Annotated in this window: 14 protein-coding genes; 8 read left to right on the top strand and 6 right to left on the bottom strand. The window is 70.4% G+C overall.

Annotated features, from left to right (window positions below):
* Nucleotides 1-377: 377 nt before the first annotated feature.
* The 4 genes from FDP22_RS14915 to FDP22_RS14900 all read right to left on the bottom strand — a co-directional run bounded on the left by FDP22_RS14915 (nt 378) and on the right by FDP22_RS14900 (nt 3653).
* Nucleotides 378-863: a bactofilin family protein gene (locus tag FDP22_RS14915; protein WP_138578286.1), complete on the bottom strand. Its 486-nt coding sequence runs from the start codon at nt 861-863 to the stop codon at nt 378-380.
* Nucleotides 853-2190, bottom strand: coding sequence for a DUF5930 domain-containing protein (locus FDP22_RS14910; RefSeq protein WP_138578284.1), 1338 nt, complete (start codon nt 2188-2190; stop codon nt 853-855). Before FDP22_RS14910 ends, FDP22_RS14915 begins: the two co-directional genes overlap by 11 nt.
* Before the next feature lie 153 nt (nt 2191-2343).
* The gene (locus tag FDP22_RS14905) at nt 2344-3186 is read right to left on the bottom strand and encodes a ferritin-like domain-containing protein (RefSeq protein ID WP_239031791.1); all 843 of its coding nucleotides are present in this window, start codon (nt 3184-3186) and stop codon (nt 2344-2346) included.
* Nucleotides 3183-3653: a peroxiredoxin gene (locus tag FDP22_RS14900; protein ID WP_138578282.1), complete on the bottom strand. Its 471-nt coding sequence runs from the start codon at nt 3651-3653 to the stop codon at nt 3183-3185. The genes FDP22_RS14905 and FDP22_RS14900 overlap by 4 nt, the downstream gene beginning before the upstream one ends.
* A 1194-nt stretch (nt 3654-4847) precedes the next feature.
* Between FDP22_RS14900 and FDP22_RS14895 the strand changes: the two genes are divergently transcribed.
* The gene (locus tag FDP22_RS14895; RefSeq protein WP_138578280.1) at nt 4848-8834 is read left to right on the top strand and encodes a YhdP family protein; all 3987 of its coding nucleotides are present in this window, start codon (nt 4848-4850) and stop codon (nt 8832-8834) included.
* A 415-nt stretch (nt 8835-9249) separates the two neighbouring features.
* Here FDP22_RS14895 and tyrS read toward each other — a convergent pair whose 3' ends face one another.
* Complete coding sequence (gene tyrS / locus FDP22_RS14890) at nt 9250-10503, bottom strand: tyrosine--tRNA ligase (RefSeq protein WP_138578279.1); 1254 nt, start codon at nt 10501-10503, stop codon at nt 9250-9252.
* Between the two features lie 65 nt (nt 10504-10568).
* Here tyrS and FDP22_RS14885 point away from each other — a divergent pair, with 65 nt between their 5' ends.
* Nucleotides 10569-11747, top strand: coding sequence for an anhydro-N-acetylmuramic acid kinase (locus FDP22_RS14885; RefSeq protein WP_138578277.1), 1179 nt, complete (start codon nt 10569-10571; stop codon nt 11745-11747).
* A 640-nt stretch (nt 11748-12387) separates the two neighbouring features.
* Here the strand turns inward: FDP22_RS14885 and FDP22_RS14880 are convergent.
* Nucleotides 12388-13038, bottom strand: a complete 651-nt coding sequence (locus tag FDP22_RS14880; RefSeq protein WP_138578275.1) for an alpha/beta hydrolase — start codon at nt 13036-13038, stop codon at nt 12388-12390.
* Nucleotides 13039-13200: 162 nt separating this feature from the next.
* Between FDP22_RS14880 and FDP22_RS14875 the strand changes: the two genes are divergently transcribed.
* The 6 genes from FDP22_RS14875 (at nt 13201) to FDP22_RS14850 (ending at nt 18814) form a co-directional block, all read left to right on the top strand.
* Nucleotides 13201-13674, top strand: coding sequence for an Rrf2 family transcriptional regulator (locus FDP22_RS14875; RefSeq protein WP_138578273.1), 474 nt, complete (start codon nt 13201-13203; stop codon nt 13672-13674).
* Entirely contained in the window at nt 13671-14738 is a 1068-nt protein-coding gene (locus tag FDP22_RS14870) for a cysteine desulfurase family protein (RefSeq protein WP_138578271.1), read from the top strand. The genes FDP22_RS14875 and FDP22_RS14870 overlap by 4 nt, the downstream gene beginning before the upstream one ends.
* Before the next feature lie 101 nt (nt 14739-14839).
* Nucleotides 14840-16357, top strand: coding sequence for a Fe-S cluster assembly protein SufB (sufB, locus tag FDP22_RS14865; RefSeq protein ID WP_138578269.1), 1518 nt, complete (start codon nt 14840-14842; stop codon nt 16355-16357).
* A gap of 46 nt (nt 16358-16403) precedes the next feature.
* Nucleotides 16404-16649 (top strand): hypothetical protein, encoded by a 246-nt coding sequence (locus FDP22_RS14860; RefSeq protein WP_138578267.1) that lies wholly within the window; start codon nt 16404-16406, stop codon nt 16647-16649.
* Nucleotides 16650-16766: 117 nt separating this feature from the next.
* Nucleotides 16767-17522: a Fe-S cluster assembly ATPase SufC gene (gene sufC / locus FDP22_RS14855; RefSeq protein ID WP_138578265.1), complete on the top strand. Its 756-nt coding sequence runs from the start codon at nt 16767-16769 to the stop codon at nt 17520-17522.
* On the top strand, nt 17522-18814 hold the full coding sequence (locus FDP22_RS14850; RefSeq protein WP_138578263.1) for a SufB/SufD family protein: 1293 nt from the start codon (nt 17522-17524) through the stop codon (nt 18812-18814). Before sufC ends, FDP22_RS14850 begins: the two co-directional genes overlap by 1 nt.
* Nucleotides 18815-18819: the final 5 nt, after the last annotated feature.

Raw genomic sequence — 18819 nt, 5'->3', positions numbered from 1 at the left:
AGGCGATCATGGCCGGGCCGTGCCCCGGGGCGGACCGTCCCCGGAGCCACCCGGAACGAAGGGGCTCGGCGATCCTGTCGCATGGCAAGGCCGGTCCGGCGCACAGCCGAACCGCGGAAGGGCCGCACAGCCCCGTGCCCCGGCGCCATCCCGAGTGCGGAGCGTTCTGGCGGTGCGACTGTGCGTCCGGGGCGCGGAGACCGCGCCCGCGTCCCGCGGTTGGCCGCAAGGATCGCGCCCCGGGGCCGCCGCGAACCTCGAACCGGCCCGGAGAGCAGGCGCTCCGCGCGGGCCGCGCATCGAAAAGGGGCGCAGCCCTGTGGGCGCGCCCCTTGACGGATCCTGCGCGTGGCCCCGCCGGAGGGGCCGGGCCGGCCTCAGCCTTCGCTGGGTTTCGGCCGCGGCCGGGCGTCGCCGTTCAGCGGGTCGTCATTGCGAGCCACGGAGCCCTCGAAATGCGCGCCGCTCTCGATGGCGATGGTCTTGTGGATGATGTCGCCCTCCACGCGCGCCGAGGAGGTGAGGCGCACCTTCAGGCCGCGCACCCGGCCGACGACGCGGCCGTTGACCACCACGTCGTCCGCCACGACCTCGCCCTTGATCGTCGCGGTCTCACCGACGGTGAGCAGGTGGGCGCGGATGTCGCCGTCGATCGTGCCTTCCACCTGGATGTCCCCGGCGGTGACGAGGTTGCCGGTCACGGTGAGGTCCGAGGAGAGCACCGAGGGCGCCGGCTTCGGCTTCTGCTGCGCAGGGGCCGGAGAGGATACCGGTGACGGTGTCGCGGGGGCGGAGGGGCGCTCGCTGCCGGTCGGGGTGTCCTTGGGGTCGATCGGGTCGGTGATCTTGCTCTTAGAGAACATTTTTCGCTGCCTTGAGGTAGGTCAATGGGTTCACGGCTGTTCCGTCAATCCGGATCTCGTAGTGAAGATGGCTTCCGGTGCTCCGGCCAGTGCTTCCCATATCGCCGATACGGTCTCCCACTGCAACGTGCTCGCCACGTTTCACACGAATCTTGCTCAGATGACCATATACCGTTTCCACGCCAAAGGCGTGCCGGATTTTGATCACGTTGCCATAGCCGCGCTGCCGGCCGGCAAACACCACCTCGCCCTCGGCGGTGGAGGTGATCGGCGTGCCGCGCGGCCCGGCCAGGTCCACCCCGTCATGGCGGTGGGACCGGTGGGTGAACGGGTCACGCCGGACGCCGAACGGGCTGGTGAGGCGATAGGCGACGTGCACGGGCTTGGCCAGCGGCAGCTTGGCGGCGGCGATGCGCATGAGCTGGATGCGCTCCATGTCCTGCATCAGCGCGGTGACCCGCACGTTCTCCGGATCGTCGTCATAGGCGGAGACCACGGCGGAGGCGGGGATCAGCGGCCCGCCCTCGCCGGAGTAGCTCTTGCGGATCTCGGCGACCAGGTCATCCGGGTTCATCCCGGTGGAGGCGAGCAGGGAATCGAGCCCGTCGAGGCTCACGGAAACGGCCTCCTCCAGCTTCTCCAGCATGTGTTGCTGGCGCTGGCGCTCGAGGGCGGCCTGGTCGCGCATCGAGGCGAGCTGGTCGTTCAGCGCCTGGGCATCGGCCTCCGCCTGCTCGCCCTTGCGCACGGAATCCGACAGGGCGTAGGAGATCGTCTGCAGGGTGGAGGAGAGATCGGTCTCCGACCCGGCGCGCCGGTCCAGCGCGCCTTCCGCGCCGGCAAGCTGGCTGGTGAGGGTGCCGTTCTCGCGCAGCGCATGGTCGCGCACGCGGACCACCTGGGCGAGCTTCTCGCGCACGGCCTCCAGCGTGAGCTCGCGCGCCCGGGTCTCCTCCCCGGCGCGCACGAGATCGGCCTGGCTGGCGGCAACCTGCACCATCGCGGCCTGGAAGCGTTCCTGCGCGCTGCGGGCGGTTTCGCGCGCCAGGTCCCGCTCATGGGAGAGGGTGGCGATGCGCTGCTCATAGCTCTGGCGCAGAAGGCTGAGCTGTTCCTCGCTGCTGGTGCCGTCCATCAGCCCGAGCGTGAAGCGCGCGGTGGCGACCGCGGTGCAGCTCAGCCCGATGGCCAGCGCGGCGCAAAGGGCGATCTGGCTCACCGGGGACAGCCGCAGACAGCGGGTAGCGCTCTCGCTCCGGATGAAGACTTTCTGTTCCGGGCACACTCTCCCCAGAGCGCCGTGAACCCTGCGCAGTTTGGCTGCCATGCAGTATACCTGTCCCCCTGGGCGCTGACCCCTCAGGCGCCCCGTTGCTGTTGCTTATTTGCACCGTTATGTAAATTTATTCTGAATCGCAATGCCAAATCCGGGCTTGACTTCACTTGGTGAGATCGCCGCCAGTAACCGGCGGATTTCCGCTTACGACTGGCCGAAATCCGCCGCCAGCGGCCAGTAGAAATCCGGCGGAAGTCCGGCATCGGCGCGCTTCGCTTCATTGAACGGCGGTTTCAGTGCGCCCCCGAAATGGCGCCGCACCAGGTCGTGGAAGGCGATCTTCGGGTCCAAGTCTTCGCGGCCGCACAGGAAGTGGAACCACTTCGAGCCGTAGGCGACATGGGCGACCTCGTCGGCATAGATCACCTCCAGCGCGGCGACGGTCTGCACGTCTCCGGCCCGGGTGAACGCCTCTATCATTCCGGGGGTCACGTCAAGCCCGCGCGCTTCCAGCACCATCGGCACCACGGCCAGCCGGGCGGGCAGGTCATGCGCGGTCATCTCGGCGCTGCGCCACAGGCCGGCATGGGCCGGGAAGGCGCCATAGGCGGAGCCGAACGCTTCAAGACGGTCCGCCAACAGGTTGAAATGCTTTGATTCATCATCGGCCGCGCGCACCCAGTCCTCGGCAAAGCCGGCCGGCATGGGCACGTGGGAGAACCGCGCGAGAACGTCCCAGTGCAGGTCGATCGCGTTCAGCTCGATATGTGCGATGGCATGCAGCAGCGCGAGGCGCCCGCCCGCGGAGCCGGGCCGCCGGCGCGGCATGTCGCGCGGCGAGAGAAGCTCGGGGCGCGCGGGCCGGGCCGGGGTGTCCGGCGGAGCAGCCGTGCCCATGGGCAGCGGCGTTCCCGCCGCCAGCCGGTCGCGCCAGTGCGCGGCCAGCCGCCGGCTGAGCGCCGCTTTCTCCCGGGCGCCGGCGGTGGTGAGCACCGCCACGGCGCAGTCCGAGACCGTCTGGGGCAGCGGGGCGGTGCCGGCGCTCACAGCGCCCGGGCCGCGGCGAGCACCTCCTCCACGTGGCCCGGAACCTTCACCTTGCGCCAGACCCGGGCGATGATGCCCTCGGCGTCGACCAGGAAGGTGGCGCGCTCGATTCCCATGGAGGTCTTGCCGTACATGGATTTCTCCACCCAGACGCCCCAGTCCTCGCAGACGGTGCCTTCCGCGTCGGAGGCGAGGGCGAGGGCGAGCCCGTGCTTGGCGATGAACTTTTCGTGTTTGGCCACGGTGTCCTTCGAGATGCCGATCACTACGGCGCCCGCCGCGGCGAAGGCTTCGGCCGCGCCGGTGAAGCCGATGGCCTCCGTGGTGCAGCCGGGCGTGTCGTCGCGCGGGTAGAAATACACCACCACCGCCTTGCCGCGCTGGCCGGAAAGGCTGATCTCGCCGCCGCCATCGCGCGGCAGGGTGAAGTCGGGCGCCGGAACGCCGGGTTCGAGAGCCTGTGACATGTGCGCTTTTCCTTCGCCTTTCCCGTCGGACGGGATAGATTCACCGGGTGTGGCGACCGTGGCGGGCCCGACAGGTCCCGGACGGCGCATCGGCGCCCATACGGTCAGAGGACGCGTCTGATCGCAAGAGCCTTTCACGGGCGGCCGCCGCCCGGGGGCGGCGCCACGGCGCCCGGGATCGCGTCGACGAAAAGCGGCACCGGGAAACGCCGGGCCGGACCAGGCAGAACAGAGCAGTATCCCCGCGCCGGCAGGACGGGGCGCAGACCACCGCTCGGGGGGCGGAGCATGAACGACAACCCTGACTCCGGACCAGAGAACGGCCCGGCCCCCGGCGCGGCACCCCGCTCCGGAAGGGCGACGGTGCCCACGCCCGCGCATCGCCGGGATGCGCATGGAGCCGGCGGCCCGGCTCCCGCGCAGGCGCCGGCGTCCGGGAGGGAGGAGCCGCGCGAGGCGCGTGCCGGGGCCGAAGGGAAGACGGGGGCTGCTGACCGGGCGCGAGACCCCGCGAAGCAGGCAGCCGCTCCGGACGGGAGGCCCGCGGAATTTGCGCACCCGGCCGGGGGGCAGGCACAGGGCGGTGCATCGGGCGCAAGGCAGGTATCGGGCGCGACGCAGTCACCGGATGAGATGCAGGCGCCGAGCGCGACGGAGACACCTGGCGTGACGGGGACACCTGGCGTGACGGGGACACCTAGAGTGACGCAGGTACCGGGCGCGACGCAATCACCGGATGCGACGCAGGCACCGGAAGTGACGCAGGCGCCGGGTGTCACACAGGCGCCGGGCGTGACGCGGGCACCGGGAGCCACTCCCGCTGGAGTTCAGGCGCAGGCTCCTGCTGGCGCCGGGGGCCAGGTGCCTGGTGCCGCTCCGGCCGGGGGGCAGGCCCCGGGTGCGGGAACCGCGTCGGCTCACCCGCCCGCCACCTCTGCCGTGGACGGGCAGGGATCAGAGGATAGAACGGGCGGCACGCCTGCACCGGATGCGGAGCAACGGTCAACCGCCGGAGAGGGCGCGGGCAGCCCGGGACATTCAAGCGACGGGCGTCAGCCTTCCGCCGGCGGGGCGGAGGCACGGGCCCCGGCGCGGGCTTCAGAGGATGCCCCGGCCCGGGGCGCGGATTCGGCGGAGCAGGGTGGCGGCGCGGCCCCGCAGGGCCGCCGGCGGCGGCGCGGTCCGGCGGAGCGGGTGGCGCGGCACGGCGTGCACTCGCTGGCGCGGCTGGTCGTGGGGCTGATGGTCATCCTGGTGGTGCTCGGCGGCTTGCTGATGCTGCGCCTCCAGAAAGGGCCGGTGGAGATCCCCTGGGTCAACAGCCTGGTGGAGGCCCGGCTGGAGGCGGCGCTGCCGGGCAACGAGGTGAGCATAGGCTCGCTGGTCTTCGGGCTCGGGCAGGGCGAGGACGACCCGGCGGGCCTGCGCCTGCGCAACCTCGCGCTGCGCGACCGCACCGGCACGGTGATCTTCTCGGTGCCCGAGATCGGCGCGCGGTTCGAGCTCGCGGACGTGGTGCGCGGCGTGTTCGCGCCCACGGAAGTCTTCGTGGCCGGCGCCGCGGGCCAGATCCGGCGCGATGCCGATGGCCGCTTCTCCGTGCTGCTGCTGCCGATGGAGGAGGCGGGGGCGGCCACCGCGCCGGAGGCCTCGGCCTCCGCCGCCGGACCCGCCGCTTCCGACACCGCGACATCCCGGCCGGCCGCCGCCGGTTCGGACGCCACGGCATCGCCGGCGCCCGCAGCCGCGCCGGAGGACCGCGCGGGGGCGCGGGATGACCGGCCCGCCGCATCGGAAACCACCCCGGTCACCGTGACGCCGGACGCGCCATCAGGGGCCCCGGGGGCAGCGCCGCTGCAGGCGCAGGTGCCTGACCGTACCGCGCCCGAAGGCGCACGAACCGCCTCGTCGCCCGACACCGGAGCGGCCGCCTCAGCGAACACCGCATCCCCCCCACCGCCAGACACCGCATCCACCACCTCACCGGAGACCGCATCAGCTGCCCGGGCCGCTCCGCCTGCCACCCCCCCGGACACTTCTGACGCCGCCGGGGAGGGCCTGTCGTCGGACGCCGCGCCGCCCCCGGACCCCCCGCTCGCCGCGGTGCCGGAGGACACACCGGTGGCCGGGGCCGGCGACGACCCCGCGCTGGCCGACCGCCGGGAGAACGCCTTTCAGGCCTTCATGAGCGCGCTGGCGGAGGACAGGGAGCCGGCCCTGCGCAAACTCACCCGGATCCGGCTGATCCGGGCCCGGCTGCGCTATGTCGATGCGCTGTCCGGGCGGGTCTGGTCCGCGCGCAACGGCGGCGTGACCCTGAGCCGCTCCAACGACAGGATCAGCGGCGCCGCGCGCATCCGGCTGGAGAAGGCCGGTCAGGCGCCCACCGTGCTGGCGCTCACCGCGAACTACGCCTTCGGCGCCGACTCGATGGCCCTCACCGCCCGGTTCGAGAACGCCTGGGCCGGCGACGTGGCGGACCAGATCCCGGCGCTGGAGTGGATCCGCCCGCTGGAGGCGCCGCTGAGCGGAACCTACGAGATCGACCTGGGGCTGGACGGCTCGCTGGGCTATCTCACCGGCCTGGCCACACTGGCGCCGGGAACGCTGCGGCTGGGTGAGGATGCCGTGCCGCTGAACGGCGGCCTGCTCGACATCATCTATGACGGGCGCGGCGGCCACTTCACCCTGAAGCAGCTCACGCTCGACACCGAGCAGGCCTCGGTGAACGCGACGGGCGAGGCCGATCTGGCCCGCAGCGGCGGCACGTTCACCGGCATCACCGCCCAGCTCAGCCTGTCGGACATCGTGGCGGCGCCGCGCGGGCAACTGGCCGCGCCGGTGCGCTTCGCCGGCGGGCGGGTGACGGTGCGCGCGCAGTTCGACCCCTTCCGGCTCGACATCGGCCAGGCGCGGCTGATCGACGGGGATGAGCGCATCACCGTCTCCGGCACGGTGGCGCGGGCCGGCGCGGACTGGCACATGGCCCTCGACGGCGATGCCACCGGCATCACCGCCCGGCGGCTCGCGGCGCTCTGGCCGCTGAACCTCGCGCGCGGCGGGCGCAAATGGCTGGACGAGAACCTGGAGGCGGGCCTGGCCACGCGGGTGAAGGCGGGCTTCAGGTTCGACGGACAAACCCCTCAATTCGCGATGAATTTCGAATTTCAGGACGCCGTGGCCTACCCGGTGAGGGGCCTGCCGGCCATCGTGAACGGGCGCGGCATCGGCTCGCTCGACCTCGGCGGCCTCTCGGTCACGCTGCAGGGCGGCGAGGTGGACATGGAGGGGTTCGACCCGATCGACATGACCGGCTCTGTCTTCGCCATCCCGGATTTCGACGTGAACCCGCAACACGCGGATGCGCGGTTGCGCGGCACCGGCCCGGTGCCGGCGATCCTCACGCTCATCGACCAGCCGCCGCTGCGCCTGCTCGACAAGATCGGGCTGGACCCGGGCTTCGCGCGCGGACAGGCGGAGGTGGCCGCGCGGCTCACCTTCCCGCTGATCAAGGACCTCGACACCGACCAGCTCCAGGCCCAGGCCCAGGCGACGATCACCGACGCCTCTGCCGACAGCCCGGTGCCGGCGCTGCCGCTCTCGGCGCGCAGGCTCACCCTCACGGCCGACAACAGCTCCATGCAGGTGAGCGGCGTGGTGCAGGCCGGCCCCGCGCCGATCGACCTCACCTGGAACGAGCAGTTCTCGCCCTCGCGCAGCACCATGGAAGGCCGGGTGACGATCACCCCGGCGCTGCTCTCGGCCCTCGGAGTGACCGGCATCGACGAGGCGTTTTCCGGCACCATGCCCACGAAGATCGCCGCCAGCCTCACCAACGGGGAGAAGCCCCGCTTCAGCTTCGACGGCGACATGGCGCAGGTGAGCCTGTCGCTGCCCGGGCTGGGCTGGACCAAGCCCGCCGGCGTGTCCGGGCGGCTGAAGCTCGCCGGGCGGCTCACCGACACGGACGTGCGCGGCACCGTCTCGCTGCAGGCCGCGGATCTCGCGCTGCAGGGCAACACCCGGATGGGGCTGGACGGCGCCTTCATCGGCGCGACCTTCCCGACCTTCCGCCTGGGCGAGGCGATCAACTCCACGCTCACCATCGTCCCGCGTGAGAACGCGCCGCTGCGCCTGCGCCTGAAGGGCGGCAGCATCGACCTGCTCGCACTCGGCGACATGGTGAGCGGGGCGGGCCCGAGAGCCACGGCCACGGCCACGGCCCCGGCGCAGGGCAGCGCGGATGCGCCCGCCGCCGGCCCGGACAGCGTCGGCTCGCCGCCCGAGACGCAGGGCGAGACGCCGCGCATCGCGGTGGATTTCGACCTCGATTCGCTGATCATCACGCCGCGCATCCGCATCGAGCCCGCCACGGGCCGCCTGCGGCAGAACCGGGCCGGGCGGGTCAACCTCGCCTTCGAGGGGCTGGCGAACGGCGGGGCGAAGAGCGAGCTCACCATTCTGCAGACCACACGCGGGCTGAACGTGCAGCTCGACAGCCAGGATGCCGGCAAGTTCCTGCGCGACACCGCCTATTTCGGCCATGCCTATGGCGGGCAGCTGCGCCTGGTGGTGCATATTCCGACCGGGGACGGCGACATGACCGGCCAGCTCGCCCTGCGCCGCGTGCAGGTGCGGGACGACCCGACGCTGAGCCAGCTTCTCTCCATCGCCTCGATCACCGGCGTGCTGGAGACGCTGGCCACCGGGGGCCTCACCTTCGACTCGGTCGACGCGCCCTTCGCCTGGCGCGACGGGCGGCTGGTGCTGGGCAAGACCCGGGCCACCGGCCCCTCCCTCGGCATCACCGTGGAGGGCGTCTACGACGAGGGCGCGGATTCGCTGGACCTCTCCGGTGTCTTCTCTCCGGCCTTCATCCTCAACGGCCTGCTGAGCGGCGTGCCGGTGCTGGGAGACCTGCTTACCGGCGGCAAAGGCGAGGGCGTGTTCGGCTTTTCCTATTCGGTGACCGGCTCGGCGGACGACCCGTCGGTCTCGGTGAACCCGCTCTCCATCCTCACGCCGGGGGCGCTGCGCTCGATCTTCTCCAGCGCGCACGACGAGGCGCCGGTGCCGGACCCGGGGCCGCTGCAACTCGACCCCGCGCCGCAGGGCAGCAGTGAAGGCCCGCAGCAACCCGCCGTCGCGCCCCCGGCGGGAGACGACTCGCACGATCGCTGAACAGACGGGCGCAGGGCTGCCCGGATCCCGGCACGCGTGGCAAGGGCGCGATCCGTCAGGGGGCGGGTGCGGCAGCGCGCAGCGCCCCGGGGACGGACCGGGAGGCAAGCCGCTCTCCGGAAAGCCGCGGCGCGTCAGGTCCTGCAGAGCAGGCGTGCAGGCACGCCATAGTGCAAAACGTCAGGCGCTGTGCGAGACGCCAGACACTGCGGCAGACGTCAGATGCTTCGCGACACGCCAGGCGCGGCGCGAAACGTCATACACCGGACACCATGCGAGGCGCCTGGCGCCGTGCCCGGCGTCAGGCACCGTGCAAAACGCCAGGCGCTGCGCGCGGCGTCAGGCGCTGTGCGACACGGCAGGCGCTGTGCCACACGGCAGGCGCTGTGCGCGGCGGCGGACGCCGCACACGGTGTCAGGCGCTGCGCACGAGGGCGTGGCGCTTGCGGCCGGCGGAGAGCTTGAGGCCGTTGGCGTCGATCTCCTCCGGAGCGATCATCCGGGCGGCGTCGGTCACCGGCTCGTCGTTGATGCGCGCGCCGCCCTCGGCGATGAGGCGCTTGGCCTCCTTGCCGGAGGCGGCGAGGCCGCTGCGCACCAGAAGCTGAACCAGCGAGACCCCGTCGGCAAGCTCGGCCGCGGGCAGGGAGACGGTGGGAAGGTCGTCGCCCACACCGCCTTTCTCGAACACCTCGCGTGCCGTGGCCTCGGCGGCCGCGGCCGCCTCCGGCCCGCGCGACAGGCTGGTCACCTCGTTGGCGAGGATGATCTTCGCCTCGTTGATCTCCGAGCCGCCAAGCGCTGCGAGACGGTCGATCTCCTCCAGCGGCAGCTCGGTGAACAGGCGCAGGAAGCGGCCCACGTCGGCATCCAGCGTGTTGCGCCAGAACTGCCAGAACTCGTAGGAGGACAGGCGCTCCTCGTTGAGCCAGATCGCGCCGGAGGCGGTCTTGCCCATCTTCGAGCCGTCCGCCCGGGTGAGCAGCGGCGTGGTGAGTCCGAAGACCTGGCGCTGGTCTACGCGGCGGGTGAGCTCGACACCGTTGAGGATGTTGCCCCACTGGTCCGACCCGCCCATCTGCAGCCCCACGCCTTCGCGGCGCGACAGCTCGAGGAAGTCATAGGCCTGCAGCAGCATGTAGTTGAACTCGAGGAAGGTGAGCGGCTGCTCGCGGTCCAGCCGCAGCTTCACGCTGTCGAAGGTCAGCATGCGGTTGATGGTGAAGTGCCGGCCGTAATCGCGCAGGAAGTCGATGTAGTTGAGCTTGTCCAGCCAGTCGGCGTTGTTGGGCTGCAGCGCGTCGGTGGGGCCGTCGCCGAAGGCGAGGTAGCGCGCGAAGACCTTGCGGATGCCGGCCATGTTCTCGCCGATCTTCTCGGGCGTGAGCAGCTGGCGCGCCTCGTCCTTGCCCGACGGATCGCCGATGCGCGTGGTGCCGCCCCCCATGAGGGTGACCGGCTTGTGCCCGGTCTTCTGCAGCCAGCGCAGGGTCATGATCTGGATCAGGCTGCCGACATGCAGGCTGTCCGCCGTGCAGTCGAAGCCGATATACCCCGGCACAACCCCCGACAGGAGCGCCTGGTCGAGGCCCTCGTAATCGGTGCAATCCTGGATGAAACCGCGGGTGAGCAGCACGTTCAGGAAGTCGCTCTTGGGTGTGTGGGTCATTGCTCCGGATCCTTGGGATTTCGATGGCCATCGTCTATAGCGGGGCGGCACGAAAGGAAAGAGTGATGCAGCCGATCTGGGCAGTGGGACTGATGAGCGGCACCTCGCTGGACGGGGTGGACGCGGCGGCGGTGCAGACCGACGGCGTGGAGATCGCGGCGCTCGGCCCGGGCTGCGCGCGCGACTACACGGGCGAGGAGGCGGCCACGCTGCGCGCCGCCCTGGAGGCAGCCGCCACCCACTGGCGCCCCGAGGGCGGGATGGGGCCGGGCGCCCGGCCGGCGCTGGAGGCGGCGGAAGCCGTGCTCGCCGAGAGCCATGCCGCGGCGGTGGCGGAGTGCGCCGCGGCCCTGCGCGCGGCGAAAGGCGCGGAGCCGGTGCTGGTGGGCTTCCACGGCCAGACCGTGCTGCACCGGCCGGAGGCGGGCTTCACGCTGCAGATCGGCGACGGCCGGCGGCTGGCCGGCGACCCGAGGGTGCGCGTGCCCGTGGTGAGCGATTTTCGCAGCGCGGACGTGGCGGCCGGTGGCGAGGGCGCCCCTCTGGCACCGTTCTTCCATTTTGCGCTCTCCCGGTCCATCGGGGCGGACAGGCCGCTGGTCTTCGTGAATCTCGGCGGCGTGGGGAACGTCACCTGGGTCGACCCGACCCGGCCGGACGCGGCGGCGGAGGGGGCGCTGCTGGCCTTCGACACCGGCCCCGCGAACGCGCTGGTGAACGACTGGATGCAGGCGCGCACCGGCGCGCCCCTCGACCGGGACGGCGCCGCGGCGGCGGCCGGGCAGGTGCACCGCGACCGTCTGGGGTCCAACGCCGCGGCGGCCTACCTGGACCGGACCCCGCCGAAATCCCTCGACCGGAACGACTTCGCCGCCGTGCTCGCCGCCATGCAGGGCCTGTCGACGGCCGATGGCGCGGCCACGCTCACCGCCTTCAGCGCGGAGTGCGTGGCCGCGGCGGCGGCGCATTTCCCCGACCCGCCCGCGCGCTGGCTGGTGTGCGGTGGCGGGCGGCACAACCCGGTTCTGATGGCGATGCTTGCCGAGCGGCTGTCGGCGCCGGTGCAGGCGGTGGAGGCCGTGGGGCTCGACGGCGACCTGCTGGAGGCGCAGGCCTTCGCCTATCTCGCCGTGCGGGTGCTGCGCGGGTTGCCGACCTCCGCGCCGGGCACGACCGGCGTGCCGGAGCCGGTGGGGGGCGGGCGCGTGTCCTGCCCCGAGGGCCCCGGCGCGACGCCCCGCTGAGCGGGTTTCGTGAGCGCGGCGCGGGGCCGATCTCCGGAGAACCCGGCGCGCTTCCGGCGGCGAGGCCTCCCCGGCCGGGCGGGGCCGGGACGCGGAGCGGCTGTCGTGGGGAGGACCAGGCGTGCGGGAGCCGGTCCCGGGAGGTCCGCCGCGCGCCCTGCGGCGAGGGGTCGGGCCAAGCATCAGGGCGCGTGGGGCCGGGCGGGTGTCGGCTCTCCGGAGGCGGGAGCAGTCCGTGGCGCGGGAGCCCCCGCCTCACTTCCGCCGCGGGCCGGCGTTTCACGGACCGTCCGGACTGGATGGAGGCCCGGTGGCGGGCCGGAGCCGCAGCCTGCGGGCCCGACACCTGCCGATGAGGGCGCGCCACGCCGCACGGGGCCCGGCAGGGCGGTGAAGACAGGCCGGGGGCGGGCCGAAGCCAGGGTCCCAAGGCCCGACATCTCCCGACCACGCCGCACCTGAGCCGGCAGGGCGTTGAAGACGGGCAGGCGTGTTTCCCGTTCAGGATGCTGTGGCAGCCACACGCATCCCGCGGTGAGACCAGATCTATATGGTATCAGATGCTTGCAGCGAAACTCTCACCTGCCGCGCCCGGCAGGGACCGCGCTGGACGGGCCGGTCCGCGGCCCGTCCGCAAGGCTCAACGGGTGGTTTCGACCATCCGGCCGGCGACATAGCTTTCCACCCGGGCGATCATCGTCTCCATTCCCGGATCGAAGAAGTGGTTCGCCCCGGCCACGGTCTCGTGGGTGATGGTGATGCCCTTCTGCTGCTTGAGCTTGTCGGCGAGCTTGGTGATCTCGGCCGGCGGCGCCACCCGGTCCGCATCGCCGTTCAGGATCAGCCCGGAGGACGGGCAGGGCGCGAGGAAGGTGAAATCATACATGTTTGCCGGCGGCGACACCGAGACGAACCCGGCAATCTCCGGCCGGCGCATCAGCAGCTGCATGCCGATCCAGGCGCCGAAGGAGAAGCCCGCCACCCAGCAGGACTTCGCGTTCGGGTTCATCATCTGCAGGTAGTCGAGCGCGGAGGCCGCGTCGGACAGCTCGCCGATGCCCTGGTCATACTCGCCCTGGCTGCGCCCGACCCCGCGGAAGTTGAACCGCAGGCAGGTGAAACCGAGACGATGGAACGCGTAGTGAAGGTTGTAGACCACCTTGTTGTTCATCGAGCCGCCGAACTGGGGATGCGGGTGCAGGATGATGGCGATCGGGGCGTCCTTGTCCTTCTGGGGATGATAACGGCCTTCCAGCCGCCCGTCAGGACCGGGAAAAATCACCTCTGGCATGGTTCGGGTTCGCTCCCTTGATCGGCACCCGGACCCGCCAGAGCTTGACGGAATCGCTCGGAATACCTAGAAAGATTCTAAACTGCGGTAGAGCCGCATGGACTGGGACTGCAGTTAGTTCCTGGTCAACATTACGTCAACCTGCCGCATGGGGCGCGAGAGATGAAACTGAGCACCAAGGGCCGCTACGCGATGATCGCGCTTGCCGACATGGCGCGCGAAGGCGCAGTTGCGGGCGCGACCCGGCTTGTCTCTCTGTCGGAGATGGCCGAACGGCAGGACATTTCACTGGCTTATCTGGAGCAGCTCTTCGTGAAGCTGCGCCGGGCGGAGATCGTGGAGAGCGTGCGCGGCCCGGGCGGCGGCTACCGGCTGGCCCGCCCGGTGGACGAGATCCGCATCGCGTCCATCCTCTCCGCGGTCGACGAGACCATGGATGCGATGAGCCGCGGCGCCGGCGCCTCCGGCGGCTTCATGGGGACGGAGGCCCAGAAGCTCACCGACCGACTGTGGGAGCAGCTCTCCGCGCATGTCTACGTGTTCCTGCATCAGACCCGCCTGTCGGACGTGACCGGCAACCAGCTTGCCCCCTGTCCGGCGGTGCCCGCCTTCATCGAACTGGTGGACGAGGGATGAGCGGGCGGAGCTACCTCGACTGGAACGCCACCGCGCCGCTCTGCGCGGAGGCCCGTGCCGCCATGGTCGCGGCGCTGGACGTGACCGGCAATCCTTCCTCGGTGCATGCCGAGGGGCGGGCGGCGCGAGCGCTCCTGGGCCGGGCGCGCGAACAGGTGGCGGCGCTGGCCGGGGTGTCTCCCGAACAGGTGATCTTCACCAGCGGCGCCACGGAGGGCGCGGCCCTCGTCGCCGCGCAATATGACCGGGTGAGCGCGCTGGCCACGGAGCATGACTGCGTGCATGTCCATGCCACCGCGGAGATCGGCGTGGACGGCACGGGCCGGGCTCTTCCCGTGCCGGAGGAGACGACCGGGCTCGTCGCCATCCAGGCGGCGAATTCTGAAACCGGGGTGCTGCAGGCGCCGCGGCCGGTGGCCGGGGCGGACCTGCTCGTCGATGCGGTGCAGGTCTTCGGGCGCTGCCCGTTCGACTTCGCCGCCAGCGGCGCGGACTGGGCGATCGTCTCGGCCCACAAGCTGGGCGGGCCGAAGGGCGTGGGCGCGGTCATCGTGAAGCCGGGGCGGGACCCCGCTCCGCTGCTGCGCGGCGGCGGACAGGAGCGCCGGCGCCGGGCCGGCACGGAAAACCTGGTGGGAGTCGCCGGTTTCGGGGCCGCAGCGGCCCATGCGGCCCGCAATCTCGCCACGGGGGTCTGGAATTCCGTCGAAGAACGGCGACATGAGCTGGAAGGACTGCTGCGCGACGCGGCGCCGGACAGCCAGGTTGCCGGGCAGGGCGCGCCGCGCCTGCCCAACACGGTCTGCCTCGTGACGCCCGGCTGGAGGGGTGAGACGCAGGTGATGCAGATGGACCTGGCCGGGTTCGCCGTCTCGGCGGGATCGGCCTGTTCGAGCGGCAAGGTGGGGCCGAGCCGCGTGCTCTCGGCAATGGGCCTCGATGCCGTGGCGGCTTCGTCCTCGCTGCGGGTGAGCCTCGGGCCCGACACGACGCGTGACACACTGGCCGCCTTCGCGGCGGCCTGGACCGGGAGTTACAGGCGCTTCCGCCGCAAGGCCGCCTGACAGGACACACAAACACGCTGCCACCCGGCGAACGGGACCGCCGTCAAGAGCGGGCAGCAGGTAGAACAGGTCCTCCCTCGGGGGCCGGAAGGGGTTTAGAAATGAACGCACTCGACAACGTCAAGGAAGGCGTCGACCAGGAGACCGTCGATGCCGTCCGCAATGTCGGCGGTCGCTACAAGTACGGCTGGAACTCCGATATCGAGACCGATTACGCCCCCAAGGGGCTGAGCGAGGACATCGTCCGGCTGATCTCGTCGAAGAACGAGGAGCCGGAGTGGATGCTGGAGTGGCGGCTGCAGGCCTACCGGCGCTGGCTGACGATGGACGAGCCGGAGTGGGCGATGGTCCACTACCCGAAGATCGACTTCCAGGACCAGTACTACTATGCCCGGCCCAAGAGCATGGTGGAGCGGCCCAAGTCCCTCGACGAGGTGGACCCGGAACTGCTGCGCACCTACGAGAAGCTCGGCATCCCGCTGAAGGAGCAGATGCTCCTCGCGGGCGTGGAGGGCGCCGAGGAGGCCGTGGCCGAAGGCCGCCGCGTGGCGGTGGATGCGGTGTTCGATTCCGTCTCCGTCGGCACCACCTTCAAGAAGGAGCTGGCCGAGGCCGGGGTGATCTTCTGCTCCATCTCCGAGGCGCTGCGCGAGCATCCGGACCTGGTGAGGAAGTACCTCGGCTCGGTGGTTCCCCAGTCCGACAACTTCTACGCCACGCTGAATTCGGCGGTGTTTTCCGACGGGTCCTTCGTCTACGTTCCGGAGGGCGTTCGCTGCCCGATGGAATTGTCAACATATTTTCGTATCAACGCAGAGAATACCGGCCAGTTCGAACGGACACTTATCATCGCCGACAAAGGCTCTTATGTGAGCTATCTGGAAGGCTGCACGGCGCCGATGCGCGACACCACGCAGCTGCACGCGGCTGTTGTGGAGATCGTTGCGCTGGAGGACGCGGAGGTGAAATATTCGACCGTCCAGAACTGGTATCCGGGCGACGAGGAAGGCAAGGGCGGCATCTACAACTTCGTGACCAAGCGCGCGGACTGCCGCGGCGACCGGTCGAAGGTGATGTGGACCCAGGTGGAGACCGGCTCGGCCGTGACCTGGAAGTACCCGTCGTGCATCCTGCGCGGCGAGGGCAGCCAGGGCGAGTTCTACTCCATCGCCATTGCCAACCACATGCAGCAGGCCGACACCGGCACCAAGATGATCCATCTTGGCAAGAACACCCGCTCGCGCATTGTCTCGAAAGGGATTTCGGCGGGCAAGGCGCAGAATACCTACCGTGGCCTGGTGTCGATGCACCCCAAGGCCACGAACAGCCGGAACTACACGCAGTGCGACAGCCTGCTGATCGGCGACAGGTGCGGGGCCCACACGGTGCCCTACATCGAGTGCCGCAACAATTCGAGCCGGGTGGAGCACGAAGCCACCACGTCCAAGGTCGACGACGACCAGTTGTTCTACTGCCGCCAACGTGGCATGGACGAGGAAGAGGCCGTGGCCCTGGTGGTCAACGGGTTCTGCAAGGAAGTCCTGCAGGCCCTGCCTATGGAGTTCGCTGTGGAGGCCCAGAAACTGGTCGCCATCAGCCTTGAGGGGTCGGTTGGCTGACCCCTGAAGTACGTGTCAAAACCGAAAATCTGGAAAGATGTCTACAATGCACAAGACTGCTGTTGTTTTTGAGGGCGTGTCCGAGATCCTCAAAGGGGTGAGCTTCGCAAGCAACGTCGCCTTCTTCCTCCTGCTCATCGGATCGGCCTTCTTCGGCTGGAGCGTCTGGTACTTCGTGGGTGCCTACATCCTCGGCTTCGTCACCAAGTGGGCGGCACGCGTGCTCATGGAAAACCGTGACATGACTGTGTTCGACCGCGGGATGACGCTGCCGGGCAATGCCGAAAGATAAGCCGTGCCGCGCGGTGGCCGGAGCCCGCAACGGGCCCCGGGCCGCCGCGCGCAGGCGTATCGCGACATCAGCCGGCAAAGCGTCTTTGCCCGCGCTGCAAGCTGGAAGGTCAGAAGAATGCTGAAAATCGAAAACCTGCATGTGAAGCTCCAGGAAGAGGACAAGCAGATCCTCAAGGGTGTCAACCTCGAGGTGGGCGCCGGCCAGGTGCATGCCATCATGGGGCCGAACGGGTCGGGCAAGTCGACGCTCTCCTACGTGCTCTCGGGCCGCGACGGCTATGAGGTCACCGAGGGGGCCGCGCATCTGGGCGACCTGGACCTGCTGGGCATGGAGCCGGAGGAGCGTGCCGCCGCCGGCCTGTTCCTCGCGTTCCAATACCCGGTGGAGATCCCCGGCGTGTCGAACATGATCTTCCTGCGCACCGCGGTGAACGCGCAGCGCAAGGCGCGCGGCGAGGCGGAGCTCTCCGCCGCCGAGTTCCTCAAGGAAGTCCGCATCCGCGCGAAGACCCTGAACATCGACGCCGACATGCTCAAGCGCCCGGTGAACGTGGGCTTCTCCGGCGGTGAGAAGAAGCGCAACGAAATCCTGCAGATGGCCATGCTGGAGCCGCGCATGTGCATTCTCGACGAGACCGATTCCGGCCTCGACGTGGATGCGATGAAGCTGGTGGCCGAAGGCGTGAACGCCCTGCGCTCCGAGGGCCGTTCCTTCCTGGTGATCACGCATTACCAGCGCCTGCTGGACCACATCAGACCGGACGTGGTGCACATCATGGCCGATGGCCGGATCATCAAGACCGGCGGGCCGGACCTGGCGCTGGAAGTCGAGAACAACGGCTATGCCGACATCCTGGCGGAGGTGGCCTGATGGCATTGCCCGCCAAGAAGCGCGACGATGCGGCGGCGCTGCTCGCCGCGCATCCGGTGCCGATGGGCGAGAGCCGCTGGGCCTCCGAAGCGCGGGAGCAGGCCGCGGCCTGGTTCCTCGAGACCGGCGCGCCCGCCGCGCGTGACGAGTACTGGCGCTTCACCAATCCCGCCGCGCTGATCGCCGCCGAGACGCCGAAGGGCGCCGCCCAGCCGGCGGAGGAGCCGGCGATCTGGTCTGACATGGAGTGCATCCGCATCGTGTTCGTGGACGGGATCTACCGCGCGGACCTCTCGGATGATCTCTCCGGCGAGAACCTCTCCATCGAGCCGCTTTCCGAGGCGCTGGAGGCCGAAAACCACTGGGCGCGCGACCTGTTCGGCCTGCTGGAAGGGCGCGGCCAGTCTCCCGTGCCGCGGCCGCTGGCCAGCCTGAACACCGCCGTCGCCCGCCAGGGCATGGTGATCCGCGCCACCGGCCCGGTGAGCCGCCCCGTCGCCATGCGCTACCTGCACCAGGAGGACGATTGCGACGCGGTCCTCCACCACCTGGTCCGGGTGGAGGAGGGCGCGCGCCTCACGCTGCTGGAGAACGGCCCCGCCGCCGCGCGCTTCAACAAGTGCATGGAGGTGGACGTGGCCCGCGGGGCGGAGTTCCACCACGTCCGCTCCCAGGGCCGCGAGCATGAGCGCCGCGCCGTCACCCACATCTTCGCCCGCGTGGGCGCCGATGCGCTGTTCAAGACCTTCACGATGACCGCGAACGGCCGGCTCACCCGCAACGAATGCGTGGTGGAGATGGTGGGCGACAACGGCTCGGCCCATATCGCCGGCTGCTGCCTGGGCGACGGCTCCTTCCTGCACGATGACACCGTGTTCATCACCCATGACGCGGAGAATTGCGAGAGCCGCCAGGTGTTCAAGAAGGTGCTGCGCAACGGCGCCACCGGGGTGTTCCAGGGCAAGATCCTGGTGAAACCCGGCGCACAGGGCACCGACGGCTACCAGATCAGCCAGGGGCTGATGCTGGACGACGACAGCCAGTTCCTCGCCAAGCCCGAGCTGGAGATCTACGCCGACGATGTCGCCTGCTCGCACGGCTCCACCGTGGGCGCGGTGGACCCGACGGCGCTGTTCTACCTCACCTCGCGCGGGGTTCCCAAGGACGCGGCGCAGGACATGCTGGTGCTCGCCTTCGTCGACGAGGCGGTGCAGGAAATCGCCGACGATCGCCTGGCCGATGACATCCGGGCCCGCCTTCAGGCCTGGATGGCCCGGCGCCGGCAGGGCTGAGGCCG

Origin of the sequence: Paroceanicella profunda (assembly GCF_005887635.2) — a bacterium.
Lineage (GTDB): Bacteria > Pseudomonadota > Alphaproteobacteria > Rhodobacterales > Rhodobacteraceae > Paroceanicella > Paroceanicella profunda.
The sequence above is the reverse complement of the archived record's forward strand: the minus strand, read 5'-3'. Positions and strand labels throughout refer to the sequence as shown.

Coding starts and splice junctions, on each gene's coding strand:
- FDP22_RS14880 (WP_138578275.1), bottom strand. CDS start 13,038: ATGCCAGAGGTGATTTTTCCCGGTCCTGACGGGCGGCTGGAAGGCCGT.
- FDP22_RS14850 (WP_138578263.1), top strand. CDS start 17,522: ATGGCATTGCCCGCCAAGAAGCGCGACGATGCGGCGGCGCTGCTCGCC.
- FDP22_RS14915 (WP_138578286.1), bottom strand. CDS start 863: ATGTTCTCTAAGAGCAAGATCACCGACCCGATCGACCCCAAGGACACC.
- FDP22_RS14860 (WP_138578267.1), top strand. CDS start 16,404: ATGCACAAGACTGCTGTTGTTTTTGAGGGCGTGTCCGAGATCCTCAAA.
- sufB (WP_138578269.1), top strand. CDS start 14,840: ATGAACGCACTCGACAACGTCAAGGAAGGCGTCGACCAGGAGACCGTC.
- tyrS (WP_138578279.1), bottom strand. CDS start 10,503: ATGACCCACACACCCAAGAGCGACTTCCTGAACGTGCTGCTCACCCGC.
- sufC (WP_138578265.1), top strand. CDS start 16,767: ATGCTGAAAATCGAAAACCTGCATGTGAAGCTCCAGGAAGAGGACAAG.
- FDP22_RS14885 (WP_138578277.1), top strand. CDS start 10,569: ATGCAGCCGATCTGGGCAGTGGGACTGATGAGCGGCACCTCGCTGGAC.
- FDP22_RS14870 (WP_138578271.1), top strand. CDS start 13,671: ATGAGCGGGCGGAGCTACCTCGACTGGAACGCCACCGCGCCGCTCTGC.
- FDP22_RS14875 (WP_138578273.1), top strand. CDS start 13,201: ATGAAACTGAGCACCAAGGGCCGCTACGCGATGATCGCGCTTGCCGAC.
- FDP22_RS14900 (WP_138578282.1), bottom strand. CDS start 3,653: ATGTCACAGGCTCTCGAACCCGGCGTTCCGGCGCCCGACTTCACCCTG.
- FDP22_RS14910 (WP_138578284.1), bottom strand. CDS start 2,190: ATGGCAGCCAAACTGCGCAGGGTTCACGGCGCTCTGGGGAGAGTGTGC.